This is a genomic window from Ruegeria sp. BA2, from assembly GCF_056539605.1.
The window spans coordinates 186,165-205,525 of sequence record NZ_JBQFVE010000005.1 but is presented as its reverse complement, the minus strand read 5'-3'; the positions used below and the strand labels follow the sequence as shown (position 1 = coordinate 205,525).

Below are 19,361 nucleotides of genomic sequence, written 5' to 3'. Positions count from 1 at the left end.
TTCTTGACATGATACCGTTTGGTATCTCAATTATATGATACCCAATGGTATCACATGGAGTTTATAATGAACTCACAAACTCAAAACGCATTCCGGGCGCTCGCCGACCCGACCCGGCGGGACATTGTTCAAATGCTTGCCGCCCAAGACATGACGATTGCCCAACTGACCGAGCGTTTCGACATGACCCGCGCGGCGGTCAAGAAACACCTGACGGTCCTGTCAGATGGCGGTCTGATCACGGTCGAGGCCAGAGGTCGCGAACGCATCAATCGGCTTGAACCACAGGGGATGGCTCCGGTTCTGGACTGGCTCAGCTATTTTGACCGGTTCTGGGATGATCGCCTCGCCAATCTGAAAAAAGCTATCGAAGGGAACAAGAAATGACAGACGCAGTTTTGCAGAAAACAATCTTTCTCCGCGCCACACCGGAAGTCGTTTGGGACTATTTGACCGATCCCGACCGGCTGGCCGAGTGGTTTCACAAACCCGAACGCCCCCTGGCCGCAGGACAAAAGCTTGAGATGTTCGGGACGACCAGTGGCGACCTTCTAATTTGGGGTGAAGTGCGTGAAGCGAGGCGTCCTGAATATCTTGAATATACATTCACCATTAAACCGATGGGCGGCGCCGAAAGCGTGGTCAAGTGGACGCTGGACCCCGTCGCTGGTGGCACACGTCTTGGACTGCTGCACGAGGGCCTACCTCAAGGGGCTGACGCCTTTGGCCTGATCCTTTCGCTGGATGCCGGATGGGATGAACATTTCGGCAAGATGCGCACCGCTTTGCACGAAACTGTTGATGCTTAACCCCTTGTGCGAACCTGCTTCAGGCCCTACTTAGGCCCGTGGCGGGTTCTGCCCTTCTTGTGACAGGTAGCATTCTGGTGGCCTTAAGCAATTCCGAGGGGGCTGGCTCTGTTCAGGTCCTGGCCTGATTACCTGGCGCCCACCTGTACATACAGGTCCTCGGGAATCAAACCGCACGGTTGACTGGTGGTCCCGCCACATATTTAGCAGAAATATCAGCGTCCTGCGCGCACTTCCTGCTTGATCGGCGCAGGCTTCAAACCATGCGCAATCGGTGTTCCGCCACGTGGTTTGTTCGACTTTTCAGCCATACTCATGATCGCATAGGCGAACTGCACGCCCGCAAAGACGATTCCGTTCATGAACCAGATCATCACCAAGGCGATCAGACCGATTTCCGAGCTGGTGATCAGATGACGCAGATTGGCCACGTTCAGCGCCAGCAGTACCCCGACAAAGACGGCCGAGATCACAAAGCCCCAAACGACTTGCGTGATGTAGAGACGGACCAGTTTGGGCATGGCGAACCTCCTTGCGCTGTGATGGTGAGTCTAGCGCATGTGGGCTCACGGTAAAGGCGTCAGAACGCCTCGGGCTGGGCCTCTCGCGCCATGTGGTCGAGAACGGCGTTGACGAATTTGGGCTCTTTGCCTTCGGGGAAGAACGCACGTGCAACATCGACGAATTCGGTGATCACGACCTTTGGCGGAGTGTCGCTTTGGGTCAGCTCCGCTCCGGCGGCTCGAAACAGGGCGCGCAGGGTTGGATCGATGCGCGCGATGGGCCATTTCGCCACCAGCGCGCGGTCGGTCATCTGGTCGATAGGGGCCTGATAGTTGACGGCATCATCCACCAGCTTGCGGAAGACACCGATATCGCCATCCAGCATTTCTTCGCCCTCGTAGACCGCGCCAAACCGGTGATCCAGAAACTCGGTCACGACTGCTTGGGTCGTCTGGCCCGACTGCTCCATCTGGAACAGCGCCTGCACGGCATAGAGGCGTGCGGCGGATTTCATCAGGCGTTTCTGGTTGGCCGGTTTCGGCGCGTCTGTCTGGGTCATGCTGTCGAGGGTCCGTTGCTGTCGCCCGCCACAAGGATGGACTCGGACGGCGGCTTGAACCCGACGCCCTTCTTGGAAGAGCCCCACTTACGGCTGAGCGCAATCAGATGCAAGGCCGCAGCAGCAGCCCCGCCGCCTTTATTCATCTTTTCGGGATTTGCACGAACCTCGGCCTGATCGTCATTCTCAACCGTCAGAATTCCATTGCCGATGCACAGGCCCTGAAGGCCCATCAGTTGGATGGCACGGCTTGAGTCGTTGCAGACAGTCTCATAATGCGTGGTCTCGCCTCGAATGACGCAGCCCAGTGCGACATAGCCGTCAAAGTTACACTGGCGATCTGCCATCGCGATCGCAGTTGGGATCTCCAACGCACCCGGGACTTCAACGACTTCGCAGGTGCCGCCAGCGGCCCCAATCTCTGCCTTGGCACCAGCGATCAGGTTGTCGGCGATGGCCCGATAGAACGGAGCCGCCACGATCAGCAGTTTCACCGGTTTGTCGAATGTGGGCGTTGGCAGCACGCCATGCTTGTCTTGTTCAGCCATGATCAATCATCCTTGGAGATGGCGCGGGTTCCGACGATGGACAGCCCAAATGCGTCGAGCCCGAGATAAACGGTTTCCGGTGAGTCCGTCAGAAGAATCAACTCTTGCACACCCATCTTGGACAGAATCTGGGCCCCAAGGCCAGTTTGCTTGATAGTGCGCGGCCCTTCGTCATCAGCGGCATAAAGCGAGTTGCGGGGTTGGCGGAACAGGCAAACCACGCCGCGCCCTTCTTCCGCGATCTTCTCCATTGCACGCGGCAGCTCACGAGGCGATTTCGGACCAAGCCCCAGAATGTCCGGAGCTTCGTGCAGTGCGTGGGTCCGCGTCAGAACCGGTTCGGGTGTGGTGATATCCCCTTTGACCATCACGACGTGTTCGATACCATGGGTCTGATCGGTGAAAATGCGCATCTCCCATTCGCCGCCATATTCCGAGTTTACCTTTTGGCGCGATGTTTCGACGACCAGATTGTCGTTGCGCGAACGATAGGAAATCAAGTCGCTGATCGTGCCGATCTTCAAGCCATGTTCTTTGGCAAACGCTACCAGATCGGGAAGGCGGGCCATCGTGCCGTCTGGGTTCATGATTTCGCAGATCACGCCCGCTGGGTTCAACCCCGCCAAACGCGAGATATCCACTGCGGCCTCGGTGTGCCCCGCGCGCACCAGAACCCCCCCGCGTTTGGCCCGCAACGGAAAGACGTGACCAGGTGTCGCGATATGCGCCATCGTGTTCTGTTCGTTAATCGCCGTCGCCACGGTCAGCGCTCGGTCGGCTGCGGAAATACCGGTCGAAACCCCTTCGCGCGCTTCAATCGAAACCGTAAAGGCGGTTTCGTGACGAGAAGAGTTGTTCACGGCCATCATTGGCAGACCTAGATGATCGATCCGTTCTGCTGTCATCGGCAGGCAGATCAATCCACGCCCGTGCGTGGCCATAAAGTTGATGGCGTCCGCGTCAGCAAACTCGGCCGCGATCACCAGATCACCCTCATTCTCGCGATCCTCATGATCCACAAGAATATACATCCGACCTTTGCGCGCCTCTTCGATGATATCTTCGATCGGACTGATCGCCTCGCGCAGTTGGGCCTCAACTGGTCCAGGGGTTTCAAAACTCATATGGCAGCCTTTCGCACAACGGGTTTGTATGGCGGGATAGACCAGTGTGAACGCAAAGACCAGACCTCTGGGAAGAAGCCGATCGGCAAGCTTGGCGTCAACGCCCTCTAGGGCAAGTTGAATGTTTGCCTTTTCTCAGCGCTATGGATGATCTGTAGATCGGTCACAGCGATGAAGGCCGCACAACACCCAGCAATTGTTCGCTTTGCTCGAACGTTCAGATCAATTCGAGCCGCTTTGTCCACAAAATGCCTCATTCAGGCCTCTGGATCGCCCAAGCTTGACCTCAGTAACTTAACGGAACTCTTGTAAGCGCGCGAGATACAACTGCCGTGTTATACTCAACGGAATTGCCCCAACAGTCCTCTCTCTTCGCTGGCGCATTGCGGCGAAACAGGCTGCTTCTCTCGATCGTCCTATTGTATGTTCTCGCCGGTATCGCCGTTAGTTCTTATACAGGCAATTCTTTCTGGGCATCGACGGCATCAAGGATCCTGAGTGCCTTTAGTATGTTGTCAGCCATTATCGCTGCCAACTACTTCCTTTGGCGCCTGTACGTTGCAGCTTTCAGGGTCAAACCAAAGAAGCCCATCCACTGGATGCTATCTGATCTGCGGACGACGCTATCGGATCGGGTAAGAGCCCCTGACGCGCTTGTCAGCTTTTTAAGCATCGTTCCACTCATCGTGACATATTCATATCTCAAAACTGAGATCCCGAATGTGGTTCCCTATTCGTGGGATCCAATCTTTGCTGAGCTGGACCGATTGCTGCACGGTGGCCATGATGTCTGGACACTGCTTTGGCCTCTGCTTGGATCACCATACGTCACGACCGCAATCAATGCCGCCTACAATCTGTGGTTCGTTTTCATCTACATGGCTGTTTGCCTTGCCTGCATCGATCGTCGCGACCCTGATCGTAGTACAATATTCCTTGTAGCTTTCGCGCTAAGCTGGGCGGTCGGCGGCAACCTTCTTGCAACAGCATTCGCATCGGTAGGACCGGTGTATTATGAGATTTTCGGGTTCGGCGATACGTTTGCGCCGCAGGTTGAACTTCTTCATCTCTCGCACCAGACAAGCCCGGTTTGGGCGCTGGAGTGGCATCAACTCTTGCTCGATGGGCATTTCAACGATGGCCCTGTGGGCGGTATTTCTGCCATGCCCAGCATGCATGTTTGCACCAGTGTAATTCTGGCCCTTTTTGGGTTTACCTATTCACGCTGGATTGGTTGGGCAATGACCGCGTTTACCGCAGTCATAATATTGGGTTCTGTCCACCTCGCGTGGCATTATGCGGTTGATGGTTATGCCTCCATCCTACTCGCGCTTGCGCTGTGGTGGCTGTCCAAAAAGTTGACGGCCAGATTTGGCCCTTCGACTTGACGATCAGGACATCTCGGCCAACCGCGCCACGTATCGAGCCAAAGTGTCAATCTCAAGGTTCACGCGATCACCGACCGCGACATCGCCCCAGGTGGTGACCTCTTTGGTGTGAGGGATGAAGTTGATGCCGAAATCGCAGCCTTCCACATCATTGACCGTCAGCGAAGTGCCATTCAATGCCACCGACCCCTTCGGAGCAATGAACCGAGCCAGATCTTCTGGCGCCCGCAAGGTCACCCGCGTGCTATCGCCTTCGTCGACCACTGCGACCACCTCAGCAACACCATCTACATGGCCCGAGACGATATGGCCGCCCAGTTCATCCCCAACTTTCAAGGCCCGCTCCAGGTTGACACGCTTGCCGAGCTCCCAACTGTCAAGATTGGTTTTTGAAACCGTCTCGGCGCTGATCTGTACGTCGTACCAATCATCGCCAAGTGCAATCACGGTCAGGCAAACGCCATCGCTTGCGATCGAGGCGCCGATATCAATGCCCGCGGTATCGTAACGTGTCTTAATCCGAGCCCGCAGGTCGCCCTGCTGGTCCAGTTCGGTAACAGTGCCGATATCAGTGACGATCCCTGTAAACATTTCATCAACCCTCTGAACCTAACTTCAACCGCCGAGGTAAAGGCCCGCGACCCCACCGACAAGCCCTGCCTTGCCGTGAAACCAAGAAACAGGCATATTTTTGTGCAAACGCACCACAAAGCGATCACCCGAGCAGACAGCATGTCACAATTTACCGCTAGCCCCGATCGGCGTGTGTTCCTGTTTCTGCAGGGACCACATGGCCCGTTCTTCAACGCGCTTGGTCGGATGCTTCGTGCGGCCGGGGCTCAGGTCTGGCGAGTTGGTTTCAACGCGGGTGATCAGGCCTTTTGGGGCGACAATGCGAGCTATATTCCGTACCTTGGCGAACCCGACGATTGGTCTGAAACTTTTGGCGAACTGATTACGCACCACGGTGTGACTGACATCGTGCTTTATGGCGATACTCGACCTATCCATGCCCACGCAATCCAGATCGCTAAAACGCGTGGGATCACCGTGCATGTGTTTGAAGAAGGATATTTGCGCCCTTGGTGGGTGACTTATGAACGGAACGGGTCGAATGGGAACTCGCGTCTTATGGAGTTGGACGTTGCGCATATGCAAGCAGCACTCGCGCAATCCGAAGGCCATGCACCTCCGCCACCGACCCATTGGGGGGATATGCGGCAGCACATCTTTTATGGTGCGCTTTATCATTGGTTCGTTCTGTTTCTGAACAGACGCTACAGAAATTTCCGCCCTCATCGAGAGCTTCCGGTCTCAAAAGAGTTTCGCCTGTATTTCAAGCGCTTAGCATTGATGCCAATTCATAGGTTGCAACGCGGTTGGGCCACAGCACAGGTCAGGTGGAGCGGTTTCCCCTATCATCTTGTGTTGCTGCAATTGGGGCATGATAGCTCGGTCCAATACCACTCGGGCTTTTCGTGCATGGCTGATTTCCTGGAGCAGGTCATTGCGGGATTTGCAAAAGGCGCTCCGTCGCACCATCACTTGGTCATCAAAGAGCATCCTCTAGAAAACCACCGTGAGCCACTACGGCAAAGGGCGCGTCAGATTGCAGAGCAGCACGGCATAGCGGATCGTCTTCACTATGTCCCCGGCGGAAAGCTGGCAAAACTGCTTGGCGATGCAAAATCTGCAGTGACCGTCAATTCAACTGCGGGTCAGCAAGTTCTCTGGCGCGGCATTCCGTTGCGAATTTTCGGGCAATCGGTCTATGACAAACCGGAATTCGTATCGCAGCAATCGATCAAGGCGTTTTTCGCCCGTCCGGATGCCCCGGGTGGCAAAGCCTATCGGGCCTATCGCCAATTTCTTCTGGAAACCTGTCAGGTGCCCGGCGGATATTACTCTCGCCGGGGACGTCGTCAATTGCTGAGGCGGGCTGTCGACATGATGTTGTCGCCTCAGGACCCTTATGAGGTGCTGCTTTCGGATAAAGAGGCCACAACGCCACAGTTGCGCCTTGTTGATTGAACGAGGCCAACCTGTTGCTGGATGTTTCAAAGCGAAGCGGATAACCTTTCCAAAATAAAAGACGACTGAGGTAAATTGGCAGTGCATTGCTTTCCTACCCGATGGATCCGGGGGGCGTCGCTTGTGGCGGCCCTTTGCCTGCTGGCGGCGTGTCAGCTGCCCAAATCCGGACCGAACAAGACCGAGATTCTGGCCGGTTCGGTCGAGAATGGCGGCAATGCCTTCGTTGTCGAAGTCGACGACCGCGTCGCGCGCGCAACCTCGGCAGTTCCGCAATATGGGTTCTCGCAGTCATTCCGCAGCGCACAAAGCGTCGCGTCGGACACCGTGCGACCGGGTGATGTACTGAGCCTGAGCATTTGGGAAAACGTCGATGACGGTCTGCTGACTTCGGAAACCGGTGGAGCGACCATTCTGGACCAAGTGCAGGTCGACAGTGAGGGCTATATCTTCGTCCCCTACGCCGGGCGCCTGCGGGCGTCGGGGAACACACCCGAACAGCTGCGTACATTGATCTCCTCGAAACTGGAAGAACAGACACCAGACCCCCAGGTTCAGGTGACCCGCACGCCGGGCGACGGATCGACCGTATCCCTGACCGGGACCATCGGCGCGCCGGGTATTTATCCGATTGAACGTCCGACCGGCACCTTGTCGACCATGCTTGCACAGGCAGGCGGCGTTGCGGTGGCGCCGGATATTGCGTTGGTGACGGTGATACGGGGCAAGCAGAAGGGAACCATCTGGTACAACGATCTGTTCCGCAACCCGGAAACCGATATCGCCCTGCGTGGTGGTGACCGTATTCTTGTCGAAGAGGATAGCCGTTCTTACATCGCGCTGGGTTCGACCGGCGGCCAATCCCGCGTCGCCTTTGAAAGTCAGGATTTGTCAGCCCTTGAAGCGTTGGCGCAGGTTGGAGGCTTGCAATCGCTGTCCTCGGACCCCACCGGCATTTTCGTCCTGCGCAATGAACGGCAGGACATCGCGCGCAATGTGATGGGACGGCCAGAGCTGAATGGCGATCAGCGTATGATTTATTTGTTGAACCTGACCGCACCCAACGGGCTGTTTGTAGCCCGCGATTTCGTAATCCGCGACGATGACACGATATACGTCACCGAGGCCCCATATGCACAGTGGAGCAAATCCGTCTCGTTGATTGCCGGAGGTTTGACGCCATTTGCCAATGTGGCGACGCTGACGGGTAACTGATAAATGCTCTCTGAACCGGAGAACATGGCCGGGGGCGAGCGCTCCCGGCTTTTTGTTTACAACGGCGGTTTCCTGACACAGCGGCGTGTGCGGCGCATGCTATCTTTGGCGGGATATGACATACGGCTAGGGCTGCCTCAGCCGGATGATCTGGTTGGGGTCTGGGGCAACAGTCCGACAGCCCATCGCGGCCTTCGTATCGCGCAGAAACACAATGCGCCTCTTCTCAGGGTCGAAGATGCGTTCCTTAGGTCGCTGCATCCCGGAAGAACCGGAGACGCCCCGCTGGGCTTGCTTCTGGATCGATCAGGACTGCATTTTGATCCGAGCTCATCCTCGGATTTGGAGACCCTGCTGGCCACACATCCTCTGGATGACACCGCCCTGCTGGATCGCGCACGGGGCGCAATCGCGCGGGTCCAAGAGCTGCATCTAAGCAAATACTCGGCATTTGATCCTGATCTTGCCCCCCCCGATCCCGGTTACGTCCTGGTCGTTGACCAGACCCAAGGAGATGCCGCCGTCACTGCAAGCAATGGCGATTATGCACGGTTCCGCGAAATGCTTGTCATCGCGCAAGAGGAAAACCCCGGCGCGCGCATCATCATCAAAAGCCATCCCGAAACCATATCAGGACACCGAAGCGGGTATTACTCGGATCAAGACCTCACCGATCGTGTATCAATTCTGGACAGCCCCATCAGCCCCTGGTCGCTGCTGGAGGGGGCCATCGGCGTCTATACTCTGTCATCACAAATGGGGTTCGAGGCCATCTTGGCAGGGCACAAACCGCGCGTGTTCGGGCAACCCTTCTATGCCGGATGGGGGTTGACCCAAGACGAGGCGCCCCTGCCCCGTCGGCAACGCAACCTCACCCGGGCGCAGCTTTTTGCAGCTGCCATGATCCTCTACCCTTGTTGGTATGACCCTTATCATGATCGTCTGTGCGAATTGGAAACCGTGCTCGATACGCTTGAGGCGCAAACCCGCGCCTGGAGGCAAGACCACAAGGGCTGGACCGCATCCGGGATGCGGGTGTGGAAGCGCCGCCACCTGCAGCGCATGTTCGGGCAACATGGCAAGCTGCGTTTCGTGTCTGAGCAACCGAAAGATACTGCACAACCGCACATGGTCTGGGCCAGCCGAGCCGCTGATACCGTGAACGCAACTCGGGTCGAGGATGGCTTTCTGCGTTCGCGTGGATTGGGGGCGGAACTGGTGCCGCCGCTGTCGCTGGTGACCGATGATATCGGCATCTACTACGACCCTACGCACCCATGTCGGCTGGAAGAATGGATCACCACGCGCGAGACCTTGCGCCCGGATCAAAGGCTTCGTACCGAACGGCTAGCGGCCCAACTAATTGCTGAGGGTCTGAGCAAGTATAACGTCGGCCACCCTGCCCCGGATCTGCCGAAGGGGCATCGTATTCTTGTGCCGGGTCAGGTTGAGGATGACGCTTCGATCCGCTTGGGAACCAGCAATATTCGCACCAATCTGGACCTGTTGCACGCCACACGTGAAGCCAATCCTGACGCTGTTTTGATCTACAAGCCGCACCCAGATGTTGAAGCTGGATTGCGCGAGGGCAAGATCGAAAGTGATCTGGCCGATATCATATTGGAAGGCACGGATCCCGCGACCCTTCTGACGCATGTGGATGAGGTCTGGACCATGACCTCACTTCTGGGGTTCGAGGCATTGTTGCGCGGCGTGAAGATCACGACGCTGGGCGCGCCATTCTATGCCGGTTGGGGGCTGACGACCGATCTTGGGGCCGTGCCTGCAAGACGTGGCGCGCGGCCTTCATTGATGGGGTTGGTCCATGCAACGCTGATCGATTATCCGCGTTATTTTGACCCCGCGACTGGGCAGGCCTGTCCTGTCGAAGTCGCGGTCGAACGGCTTGCACAAGGCACGCCGTCCCCCACCGGCCCTCTCAATCGCATTCTATCAAAGCTACAGGGTGCACTGGCGACCCATGCACGGTGGTGGCGCTGAGCCTTAGTGCGTCACACGTCCCCAGCGATGCAGGACGTCACCATCGACAACCTGTGTTTCGATCAGATCGAACCTCGGTGCTGTCTCCAAAGTCTCAAGACCAAGCGCCCCGAGTGCGGGGAGGCCCTCGGCCCCGATCGTCAAACCGGCTGTGAATCCAACCAGCTCATCCACCAGATCACGCTCCAGCAAGGACGCCGCCAACGCTGATCCGCCCTCACAAAAGATGCGCGTCAGCCCGACCTGCCCAAGTTGCTGCAACAGATCCGAGGCATCAATGTGATGATCATCCAAAACGCAGGGGATCAATCTTGCGCCCAGCCCTTCCCAGGCGCGCGCACGTTCAGGGTCTGGATGAGGGCCATGGCAGAGCCAGACCGGGACCTTGGACGCTGTGCGAGCGAGATGTCCCATCAAAGGCAAGTCCAAATGACGAGACACGACCACACGCACCGGCTGATATTCGATGCCAAGATCGCGAACGGTCAGCGATGGGTCATCGGCGCGCGCCGTTCCAGCGCCGACCATGACCGCATCATGTCGAGAGCGCATGGCATGCACCACGCGGCGCGCCTTAGGGCCGGTGATCCATTGGCTATGACCGGTTTCCGTAGCAATGCGTCCATCAAAGCTGCTGGCTAGTTTCAACGTCACAAACGGGCGGCCTTGTTCGGTTTTCAGAAAGAAACCTGCGTGGTCAAGTGCCGCCTGTTCTGCCAGCACCCCGGTCGTGACCTCTATCCCGGCCTCGTGCAACATGGCAAACCCTTGGCCTGCGACGCGTGGGTCACTGTCTTCAATTGCTGAGACAACGCGCGCAACACCTGCCTTGATCAAAGCCTCGGCGCAGGGCGGCGTTTTTCCGTAGTGAGAACAGGGCTCAAGTGAGACATAGGCTGTAGCCCCCCTTGCAGCCTCACCCGCCTGGGCAAGCGCCTCGGGTTCAGCATGTGGGCGTCCTCCGGGCTGTGTCCACCCACGCCCGACGATGCGCCCATCGCGCACGATGACACACCCGACAGACGGGTTCGGCCAGCACGTGCCTTGTCCGCGCCGCCCCAATGACAGAGCCAGCGCCATAAATCGCTTATCTGTTTCGCTCACTCGTCCGTCGAAGGCTGCGGCGGGCGCAACTCGTGGACAAACTCCTCGAAATCGTCGGCCGCCTGGAAATTCTTGTACACACTCGCAAAGCGAACATAGGCGACAGTATCGATCCGGGCCAGCGCTTCCATGACGATTTCACCGATTTTGTTGGATGGGATATCGGTGTCCCCCATGCTTTCCAGACGGCGTACGATACCCGAGATCATCTGATCGATCCGATCAGGTTCAATGGGTCGTTTCTGCATCGAAATGCGTATCGAACGCTCAAGCTTGTCGCGGTCGAAATCTTCGCGTTTGCCGTTGGTCTTGATCACGACCAGATCGCGCAGTTGCACACGCTCATACGTGGTAAAGCGTCCACCACAAGCCGGGCAAAACCGGCGCCTGCGGATCGCGACGTGATCCTCTGCCGGGCGTGAATCCTTGACCTGAGTGTCGATATTTCCGCAAAACGGGCAGCGCATCCGCCGTCTCCTCGTCCCTAGCTGGCCTCTTTTTGTAAGCGCTGCGGCTTACTTATCCACAACTATAGGGCAGCCGCTAGGGTTTGGGTAGTCGGAATTTTTCACCGCAATATAAAGCGTCACATAAAATGCGCAGCGACCTTTCGCGCGTGCGGCGCGCTGCGATGTTCAAACAGGTATAATCCTTGCCAAGTGCCCAGCCTGGGAACCCCGCCCGAAACCGGTATCGATAAGGACACAGGCATAACGGCGGCCTTGATATGGGCGGGCATGTCGTCCGGCCCTTCATAAGTATGGCGCAGGTAAGACATTGAGGGATGATCCGATGGCGGGACAAGCCGCTCAAAGAAGGCATGCAGATCGGTCTGGACCTCGGGATCTGCGTTTTCCTGAATGAGCAAGGAACATGAGGTATGCCGTACAAAGAGCGTCAGCAGACCGTCTGAAACCGGGCTTAGCCAACTGCGCACAGGGGCGGTGAACTCATAAAGCCCCGCGCCCTGTGTCTGGATCGTGAATTCCGTTTGCATCGGGATCAGTTGATAAAGGGGCGGACGCCGCAGCGCCCATTCGCGCCTTGAACCGACATGCTGTCACCCGGCTTGAACCCAGAAGAAAAACTGCTCTGCTGTTGAACATTGGCGGGCTGCGTCAAAGTGAACTGGACGGCTGTTCTGCGCCCTGTCGTCACGCTGGGCCCATAGCCTCGCAGGACATAGATTTGTTGCTGCCAGCCAGCGCCCAGCTTGCGCCGCGCAAAATCAGCCGCCGCACACCAGTACCCGTCGATATCCTGACGTGTCCTTGGAATGACTTCAAAGTTGTCACCACTCATGAGTTCAGTTCGATACCCGTTCGGCGCCGCTTCAACCACGACTGGGGAACTTGCCATGAGCATCGCTGCAAATGTACATAGTACTGTCTGTTTCATCGCAATCATCTTTCTGTTTCTACCTGAAATATAGACTAGCGCGCCGATATCGTCAGCAAAGCGAACTTAACGATCATGTCAGTTCGACCCTCTTTGTTCGTGATCAGATGTCAACCATCCCTTGTATCGGATCAGCTGTCCCAATCCGGGCGCGTGCGCCGAGATGTCGAACCGAAATCGCAATTGCGCATCCTCGCTTTCTGTCGATGCAGAGCTAGGAAGCAGAAACCCCGGGCATGGTAGGCCAAACAGACTGAGGCGTCGGATCTCGACGCCCAATCCCATATCGGTTTGAATTGGCTGCAACCAAATTGTCAGCCCACCAATCTGCTCTCGCACGCATTCTAGGCGCGAGTCATAACTGATCCGTGAACGGGTTCGATGCCCTGCAAAATCACGATCCCACTGCCAGTTCGAGCCGCTCTTTTTGATGCGAAGGTTGACCAGCAAATCCCTTCCTTCGGGTGGAAACCGCCCGATGCGCAACATCAAGGCAACCAGCCGCCCTCGACCTCGCGTGACGCTGCAGCGGCCGGAATACCGCCCTTCGCGGCTGTGCAACTGCTGGATCGATGCGGGTAGGCCGTTGTACTCGCCAAGCGCCTGAAGGAATGGATCAGCGTCAGAAGCCATCAGGCGCGAACCTAGACCTGAGACGAGTATCCGGCACCAGACATTTATCCTGCCGTCCGAACAAAGCGTATCGATTTCGGGCAATCACGCGATAGATCGGTTCTTTCAAAAACTTAGGCAAGAAGCGACAGATGGAGAGCACGCGCCATGGCCCGGGCAAAGCCCTCATTGCTGCGGCAAACGCGTCGAGCTTTTGATGAACCTCACCATCTACGATCACCAGATTGGTTTCGAACTCATCCGTTGGCAGGTTCAGGTGGGAATATAAATTTTGCCCAAGCGGGGATTGGGCAGTCGCAAAACAAAACCTCTCGTCCCGATCATGTTGCAGCATGAAGTGAAAGAACCCCGAGCACAGCACGCATTCACCGTCAAAGGCGATTAAATCAGTATTTATGGGCAGATTTAGGGGCACAAGAATTCAAATTTTTAGCATGCTGTTGCGCGGATGCTTTCATGCGAGATACCTCGCGACAATGCGACATGACAGACCAACCATAAGGATAGAGTGTGCCGGGGAACCCGTTGAAACGGTTTGGTGGACCGTTCGCCCAGGCTCTGACCTTATCCCCAAAAGGCGCTGACCCGACAACACCGGCTATTTAGGTATCCGATCACACGACTAACATGGCCATTTCAGCCAAATCCTTGTGATAAACAGACAGGCCTCGCGCGCGGCCTTCAAGACTGGCGCATTGAAACGAATTGCCGCTAAGGTAACAGGATTACAGGAATGAGTTTTGGACTAGGTTATGGATGTCGATGTTTCGCGTATTCAACTGCTAACTCAGACGCTTGAGAAATACGCTGACGCGCAGATGGTGAACCGGGCACTGAAAGACAGTGCGCTGACCCGCGCTGATATCGATCCGCCAGCCGAGCAGTATAGCGCCCACAAAGAGGCACTCTTTGTTCGCAATGCCTGTGATGCGCTTGGTGATATCACCTTTGGTGCCCGCGCGGGGCTGGAGTTCAGCTCATCCTCCAGCATCACTGCCTATATCAGTAAATACTCGCGCGATCTTAGACAGGTCATGGAAAACACCACGCGATTCCACGGTATCATAGACCCGGCTCTTGTCTTCAATCTGCGTGTGTCGGGTAACGCCGCCTCGCTTGAGGCGGATTGGAAAGATCCAAGCTTCTCCCGGTACCATCGGCGGACCGAGTTCCTGCTGTTCGCCGCCATCGCGCGAATGCGCGCACTGACGCAGCGGGATCTGAACCCAATCGAAATGCGGTTTCAGCACAGCGTTGGACAGCACGCCGCAACCTATCAAAAGATCGGAGGGTTTCCGGTGACCTTTGGTGCTGAGCGTCTGGAGATCATCCTGTCTCTTCCTTCGCTCGATGTCCCGATCCCAACTTATGATCCCAGCCTGCGCGCGCATCTTGTGGAATATGGCGAACGTTTGCTGGCTGAGAGGCAATTTCCCAAACAAAAGACACGGGCACAAATCGAAGGGTTGGTCACGCGTTCCATGCCCGGAGCCATTATTCACGCAGATGATGCAGCGGCACAGCTTGGTCTCAGCCCTCGGACTTTGGCGCGCCGCTTGTCCGATGAAGGAACCTCGTATCGAGAAATCGTTGAGGATCTGCGCTCCGATCTGGCGCAAACATTTATCAAGAACGGCATGCACTTATCCGAGGTTTCTTACGCGCTGGGCTATTCCGATCAGCCTGCGTTCTCAACCGCCTTCAAACGATGGACCGGGCAGGCCCCCAGTTCATTTCGCAAGCGCGTATCGCACCCGCTGTCTCGCGAATGAGAGTGGCCGGGGGTCAACAGCTCCATCACCTCGCCCCGGCCTGTCCATGAGTGGACACCAGCGATATAGGCAAAGCCTGGGGACTGCTCTTGTGAGTTCTCGCCAATTTGAATCGAAGTTCAGACAATGTGATCGGCGCAAAGTAAAAAGGCGCCTCGGATGAGGCGCCTTTGATTTACTGATCCAGGAAAGACCGCAATTTTCGCGACCGGCTGGGATGCTTGAGTTTCCGCAGCGCTTTTGCTTCGATCTGACGAATACGTTCACGTGTCACGCTGAACTGCTGGCCCACTTCTTCCAGCGTATGATCGGTATTCATGCCGATGCCAAAGCGCATCCGCAGAACCCGTTCCTCACGCGGCGTAAGCGAGGCCAGAACCCGTGTGGTGGTTTCCTTGAGGTTCTCCTGAATGGCGCTGTCCAGCGGCAGCACGGCATTCTTATCCTCGATGAAATCACCCAACTGGCTGTCTTCCTCGTCACCAATTGGCGTTTCGAGGCTGATCGGTTCTTTGGCGATTTTCATCACCTTGCGAACCTTCTCCAGCGGCATCTGCAGCTTTTCGGCCAGTTCCTCCGGCGTCGGCTCGCGGCCAATTTCATGCAACATCTGGCGGCCGGTGCGGACCAACTTGTTGATCGTTTCGATCATGTGCACCGGAATACGGATCGTGCGCGCCTGATCCGCGATGGACCGCGTGATGGCCTGACGGATCCACCAGGTCGCGTAGGTCGAGAATTTGTAGCCGCGGCGGTATTCGAACTTGTCCACCGCCTTCATCAGGCCAATGTTACCTTCCTGAATAAGATCAAGGAATTGCAGGCCACGGTTCGTGTACTTTTTGGCGATCGAGATCACCAGACGCAGGTTGGCCTCGACCATTTCTTTCTTGGCCTGCCGCGCCTCTTTCTCACCCTTCTGAACCTGCTGCACGATGCGGCGGAACTCAGGGATATCGAGGCCGACATACTGCCCGACCTGAGCCATGTCGTTGCGCAGTTCCTCAACCTTTTCGGTCGAGCGTTCGATGAACATCTGCCAGCCCCGGCCCGGCTTTTCGGCCATCTCAGCCAGCCAGTTCGGATCAAGCTCGCGCCCACGATAGGCGTCAATGAATTCACGGCGGTTGATCCTGGCCTGGTCGGCAAGCTTGACCATCGCACTGTCCAAAGACATGACGCGGCGGTTGATGCCATAAAGCTGGTCAATCAGTGCTTCGATCCGGTTGTTGTGCAGGTGAAGGCCGTTCACCAGTTCCACAATTTCGGCCCGCAGCTTTTGATAGGTTTCTTCATCTTGCGCACTAAAAGTGCCGTCTTCGTTCAACGTGGCCGAAATCCGGCTATCCTGCATCTCGCTTAGCTGAGCGAAGTCGGTCGAGATGCGCTCCAGCGTGGTCAGCACCTGATCCTTCAGCGCCGCTTCCATCGCGGCCAGAGACATATTGGCCTGATCGTCATCGTCGTCGTCATCATCGCTGGCAATCGGGTTGCCATCAGCGTCAAGCTCTGGCCCTTCATCCTTTGCTGGTTTAGCTGCCTGAACCGCTGACGTATCAACCACCGGTTCTTCGACTTCGCCATCTTCACCCATCTGATTGCCGAAGGTGGTTTCCAGATCGATAACATCGCGCAGCAAAATGTCTTCGGATAGAAGTTCGTCGTGCCAGATTGTGATCGCCTGAAAGGTCAGCGGGCTTTCACACAGCCCCGCGATCATCGTGTTGCGCCCGGCTTCGATCCGCTTGGCGATGGCGATCTCGCCCTCACGGCTCAGCAGTTCGACCGACCCCATCTCGCGCAGATACATGCGAACTGGGTCATCTGTGCGGTCCAGCTTTTCGGTAGCAGCCCCAGCCAGAGCAACTTCGCGCGGGCCTTCGGTCGTGACTAGTTCGGTCGAGCCTTTGTTCTCTTCCTCTTCGGCCTCTTCATCTTCGATGATGTTGATGCCCATCTCGGACAGCATCGACATAACGTCTTCGATCTGTTCCGAGCTGACCTGTTCAGGCGGCAGAACCTGATTGAGCTGGTCGTAGGTGATGTAACCTTTCTCGCGAGCCTCGGCGATCATCTTCTTGACCTGGGCCTGGCTCATGTCCAGCGAGATTTCCTGTTCCTGCTCGTCGGATTTGCGGTCTTCGTTCGTATCCTTGGCGGCCATTCAATGCTCCTGCAGGGATGGGTGATTCGTTAGAACCGAATCATTAGCGCGTAGAAGTGATTCGGCCACCCGTTTACCTGTTTTTCTTTTCCAGTGCCTTACGAAAACACCACTAACGGCGTTTCCGCTCGAAATTGATACCCGACATGATGGCCTCAAACGCGTCTTTCTCGTCGCGGTTGATTCGCGCACCATTGTCAGCGATGTCGAAAACGGCCCTGTCTTCATTCTGGCTGCGGCTTGTACGGTTGCGCTCTTCGGCGGCTTGCGCCAGCCGATATGTCAGCGCCTCATCGGCCAGATCAGACTGTTGTTCCTCCGCCGCTTCGGCAATCTCAGCATCCAACCCCCGGAGCGCTTTGATCTTTGCGAGTTCCTCGGCCAGCGTCATCTCGGCCTTTTCAACGTCGCCCGGTTTGTACACACAGGGGATCACAGCGACATGGCGAAGGGCCAGAAGGTTTTCAAGGGGTTCTGGCCCCAAAGTTTGCATGATGTGGTCTTGCAGATTCTCAGGATCGTCGATTGCATGGCGCAGGATTGCGTGACGCAACGCGGCGTGATCGGGATCGAGACAATCCATTTCCTCAAGCTGGTGTTCGAATTGCACCACAACCTGCGGATTTAGAATGGCAATTGCCAGAATGGCCGCTTCGCGCAACTGAATGTCAGCATTCTCGGCCGAGGCCAGAAAAGATGCCCGCGCGCCGGGCGTGGCGGGCTGAGCCGGCGGTTGCCACTTGCCGCGCGGTTGCCATGGACGACTTGGCGATTGTCGCTGCGGGCGAAACAATTGCCACCGTAGGTCCTTAATTTCCTGTCCGTAATGCGACCGGATTGAGGGATCGCGGATCAGCTTGATCTTCTCACGCAGGGATTTATCCAACGCCGCCTTTCGTTCGGGGCTGTCAAAAACCTTACCCTCTGTCTCACGCTGCCACAGCAGTTTGACCATCGGGATCGCACCTTCCAGCACCGCTTGAACTGCCCCCGGCCCGTCAGCGCGCAGCAGATCGTCGGGATCTTTGCCTTCAGGCATTAGCGCAAAGCGCAGAGATTTCCCGGCCTCTAGCAACGGCAAGGCCAAATCGACCGCCCTCATCGCCGCGCGCAATCCTGCAGTATCGCCATCCAGCGCAATGATTGGCTCATCAGAAATGCGCCACAGCAATTGCAACTGATGCTCGGTGATCGCGGTTCCCAAGGGCGCGACCGCAGCGCCAAAGCCAGCCTCAGCCAGCGCGATCACGTCCATATACCCTTCGGCCACGATCAACGGTTGCCCCATCCCCGCTGCCTGGCGCGCCGGCCCGTGATTATAGAGGCTTCGCCCTTTGTCGAATAACTCGGTCTCGGGTGAGTTCAGATATTTGGCGTTGTCATTGGGGTCCATCGCCCGACCGCCGAACGCAATACAGCGCCCGCGCGGGTCGCGGATCGGATACATGATCCGGTTGCGGAATGTGTCATAGGGTTTCTTACCCTTGTTCGATGGCTTGGCCAGCCCGGCCCCGAGGATCAGATCTTCGGCCACGTTCTTGCCGGTCAGATGATCCCATAGCGCCTGCCAGCCATCGGGGGCAAACCCGATCTCCCACCGATCCAATGCCTGTGCTTCCAGCCCGCGCCGCGCAAGATAATCGCGCGCGCCTGTCCCGGCTCCGGTCTTGAGTTGAAGGCGGAAGAATTGCACCGCCTGCTCCATCACATCGGCCAGTTGCGAGCGGCGATCCTGTTTTTCCTGCGCTTTCGGATCACGCGCGGGCATTGGCATTCCGGCCTCGCGCGCCAAAATCTCAACCGCTTCGATGAACGAGACATTCTCGGTCTCTTTCACAAAGCTGATTGCGTCGCCTTTAGCGTGGCAGCCAAAGCAGTAGTAGAATCCCTTTTGGTCATCGACGTGGAACGAGGCGGTTTTTTCATGGTGAAACGGGCACGGTGCCCACATGTCTCCTTTGCCCTGATTGGATTTACGCTGGTCCCACATGACCTTACGCCCAACAACCTGAGACAGGCTGAGGCGCGTGCGCAGTTCATCCAGAAATCCGGGGGGCAAAGACATGGGTCAAACCTGCCAGAAATGAAAACGCGCGCCAAGGGGATGGCAC

At 56.8% G+C, this 19,361-nt stretch carries 20 protein-coding genes; 7 read left to right on the top strand and 13 right to left on the bottom strand.

Annotated features, from left to right (window positions below):
• Positions 1-66 precede the first annotated feature (66 nt).
• Both ACR0NN_RS13245 and ACR0NN_RS13240 read left to right on the top strand, forming a co-directional pair.
• Complete coding sequence (locus ACR0NN_RS13245; protein WP_170693695.1) at positions 67-387, top strand: metalloregulator ArsR/SmtB family transcription factor; 321 nt, start codon at positions 67-69, stop codon at positions 385-387.
• On the top strand, positions 384-809 hold the full coding sequence (locus ACR0NN_RS13240) for an SRPBCC family protein (protein WP_170723986.1): 426 nt from the start codon (positions 384-386) through the stop codon (positions 807-809). The genes ACR0NN_RS13245 and ACR0NN_RS13240 overlap by 4 nt, the downstream gene beginning before the upstream one ends.
• A 215-nt stretch (positions 810-1,024) precedes the next feature.
• On the opposite strand, the gene ACR0NN_RS13235 is transcribed toward ACR0NN_RS13240, so the two are convergent.
• Genes ACR0NN_RS13235 through ribB form a run of 4 tightly spaced genes read right to left on the bottom strand, consistent with a single transcriptional unit; the run spans position 1,025 to position 3,544 of the window.
• Positions 1,025-1,330 (bottom strand): hypothetical protein, encoded by a 306-nt coding sequence (locus ACR0NN_RS13235; protein ID WP_170723985.1) that lies wholly within the window; start codon positions 1,328-1,330, stop codon positions 1,025-1,027.
• 59 nt (positions 1,331-1,389) lie between these two features.
• Positions 1,390-1,872, bottom strand: coding sequence for a transcription antitermination factor NusB (gene nusB / locus ACR0NN_RS13230; protein ID WP_170723984.1), 483 nt, complete (start codon positions 1,870-1,872; stop codon positions 1,390-1,392).
• The gene (locus ACR0NN_RS13225; RefSeq protein ID WP_170723983.1) at positions 1,869-2,420 is read right to left on the bottom strand and encodes a 6,7-dimethyl-8-ribityllumazine synthase; all 552 of its coding nucleotides are present in this window, start codon (positions 2,418-2,420) and stop codon (positions 1,869-1,871) included. Before ACR0NN_RS13225 ends, nusB begins: the two co-directional genes overlap by 4 nt.
• A 2-nt stretch (positions 2,421-2,422) precedes the next feature.
• Positions 2,423-3,544, bottom strand: a complete 1,122-nt coding sequence (ribB, locus tag ACR0NN_RS13220) for a 3,4-dihydroxy-2-butanone-4-phosphate synthase (protein WP_170686252.1) — start codon at positions 3,542-3,544, stop codon at positions 2,423-2,425.
• A gap of 599 nt (positions 3,545-4,143) precedes the next feature.
• Between ribB and ACR0NN_RS13215 the strand changes: the two genes are divergently transcribed.
• Positions 4,144-4,932: a phosphatase PAP2 family protein gene (locus ACR0NN_RS13215; protein WP_480684850.1), complete on the top strand. Its 789-nt coding sequence runs from the start codon at positions 4,144-4,146 to the stop codon at positions 4,930-4,932.
• Positions 4,933-4,935: 3 nt separating this feature from the next.
• On the opposite strand, the gene ACR0NN_RS13210 is transcribed toward ACR0NN_RS13215, so the two are convergent.
• Complete coding sequence (locus ACR0NN_RS13210; RefSeq protein ID WP_170723982.1) at positions 4,936-5,523, bottom strand: riboflavin synthase; 588 nt, start codon at positions 5,521-5,523, stop codon at positions 4,936-4,938.
• Positions 5,524-5,664: 141 nt separating this feature from the next.
• Between ACR0NN_RS13210 and ACR0NN_RS13205 the strand changes: the two genes are divergently transcribed.
• From ACR0NN_RS13205 to ACR0NN_RS13195, 3 genes are all read left to right on the top strand, one after another.
• On the top strand, positions 5,665-6,963 hold the full coding sequence (locus tag ACR0NN_RS13205; RefSeq protein WP_170723981.1) for a capsular biosynthesis protein: 1,299 nt from the start codon (positions 5,665-5,667) through the stop codon (positions 6,961-6,963).
• Positions 6,964-7,086: 123 nt separating this feature from the next.
• A complete protein-coding gene (locus tag ACR0NN_RS13200; protein ID WP_480684847.1) occupies positions 7,087-8,178 on the top strand; it encodes a polysaccharide biosynthesis/export family protein in 1,092 nt (363 codons plus the stop codon).
• Positions 8,179-8,181: 3 nt separating this feature from the next.
• Positions 8,182-10,179, top strand: coding sequence for a capsular polysaccharide export protein, LipB/KpsS family (locus ACR0NN_RS13195; RefSeq protein WP_170723979.1), 1,998 nt, complete (start codon positions 8,182-8,184; stop codon positions 10,177-10,179).
• Positions 10,180-10,182: 3 nt separating this feature from the next.
• Here ACR0NN_RS13195 and ribD read toward each other — a convergent pair whose 3' ends face one another.
• The 6 genes from ribD to ACR0NN_RS13165 form a co-directional block, all read right to left on the bottom strand.
• Positions 10,183-11,283: a bifunctional diaminohydroxyphosphoribosylaminopyrimidine deaminase/5-amino-6-(5-phosphoribosylamino)uracil reductase RibD gene (gene ribD, locus ACR0NN_RS13190; protein ID WP_170723978.1), complete on the bottom strand. Its 1,101-nt coding sequence runs from the start codon at positions 11,281-11,283 to the stop codon at positions 10,183-10,185.
• Positions 11,280-11,750 carry a transcriptional regulator NrdR gene (gene nrdR / locus ACR0NN_RS13185; RefSeq protein ID WP_170686258.1) on the bottom strand — a complete coding sequence of 157 codons (471 nt, stop codon included), beginning with the start codon at positions 11,748-11,750 and terminating at the stop codon, positions 11,280-11,282. The genes ribD and nrdR overlap by 4 nt, the downstream gene beginning before the upstream one ends.
• A 119-nt stretch (positions 11,751-11,869) precedes the next feature.
• Complete coding sequence (locus tag ACR0NN_RS13180) at positions 11,870-12,280, bottom strand: secondary thiamine-phosphate synthase enzyme YjbQ (RefSeq protein ID WP_170686259.1); 411 nt, start codon at positions 12,278-12,280, stop codon at positions 11,870-11,872.
• A 5-nt stretch (positions 12,281-12,285) separates the two neighbouring features.
• Positions 12,286-12,585: a hypothetical protein gene (locus ACR0NN_RS13175; protein WP_480684846.1), complete on the bottom strand. Its 300-nt coding sequence runs from the start codon at positions 12,583-12,585 to the stop codon at positions 12,286-12,288.
• Between the two features lie 174 nt (positions 12,586-12,759).
• Positions 12,760-13,398 carry a DUF4166 domain-containing protein gene (locus ACR0NN_RS13170; RefSeq protein ID WP_480684844.1) on the bottom strand — a complete coding sequence of 213 codons (639 nt, stop codon included), beginning with the start codon at positions 13,396-13,398 and terminating at the stop codon, positions 12,760-12,762.
• Complete coding sequence (locus ACR0NN_RS13165; protein WP_480684901.1) at positions 13,304-13,648, bottom strand: thiol-disulfide oxidoreductase DCC family protein; 345 nt, start codon at positions 13,646-13,648, stop codon at positions 13,304-13,306. The genes ACR0NN_RS13170 and ACR0NN_RS13165 overlap by 95 nt, the downstream gene beginning before the upstream one ends.
• 418 nt (positions 13,649-14,066) lie before the next feature.
• On the opposite strand from ACR0NN_RS13165, the gene ACR0NN_RS13160 reads away from it, so the two are divergent.
• Positions 14,067-15,086, top strand: coding sequence for an AraC family transcriptional regulator (locus ACR0NN_RS13160; RefSeq protein ID WP_170723975.1), 1,020 nt, complete (start codon positions 14,067-14,069; stop codon positions 15,084-15,086).
• A 175-nt stretch (positions 15,087-15,261) separates the two neighbouring features.
• Here the strand turns inward: ACR0NN_RS13160 and rpoD are convergent, their stop codons facing one another.
• Positions 15,262-17,250, bottom strand: a complete 1,989-nt coding sequence (rpoD, locus tag ACR0NN_RS13155; protein ID WP_170723974.1) for an RNA polymerase sigma factor RpoD — start codon at positions 17,248-17,250, stop codon at positions 15,262-15,264.
• A 112-nt stretch (positions 17,251-17,362) separates the two neighbouring features.
• On the bottom strand, positions 17,363-19,315 hold the full coding sequence (gene dnaG, locus ACR0NN_RS13150; protein WP_170723973.1) for a DNA primase: 1,953 nt from the start codon (positions 19,313-19,315) through the stop codon (positions 17,363-17,365).
• Between the last annotated feature and the right edge of the window lie 46 nt (positions 19,316-19,361).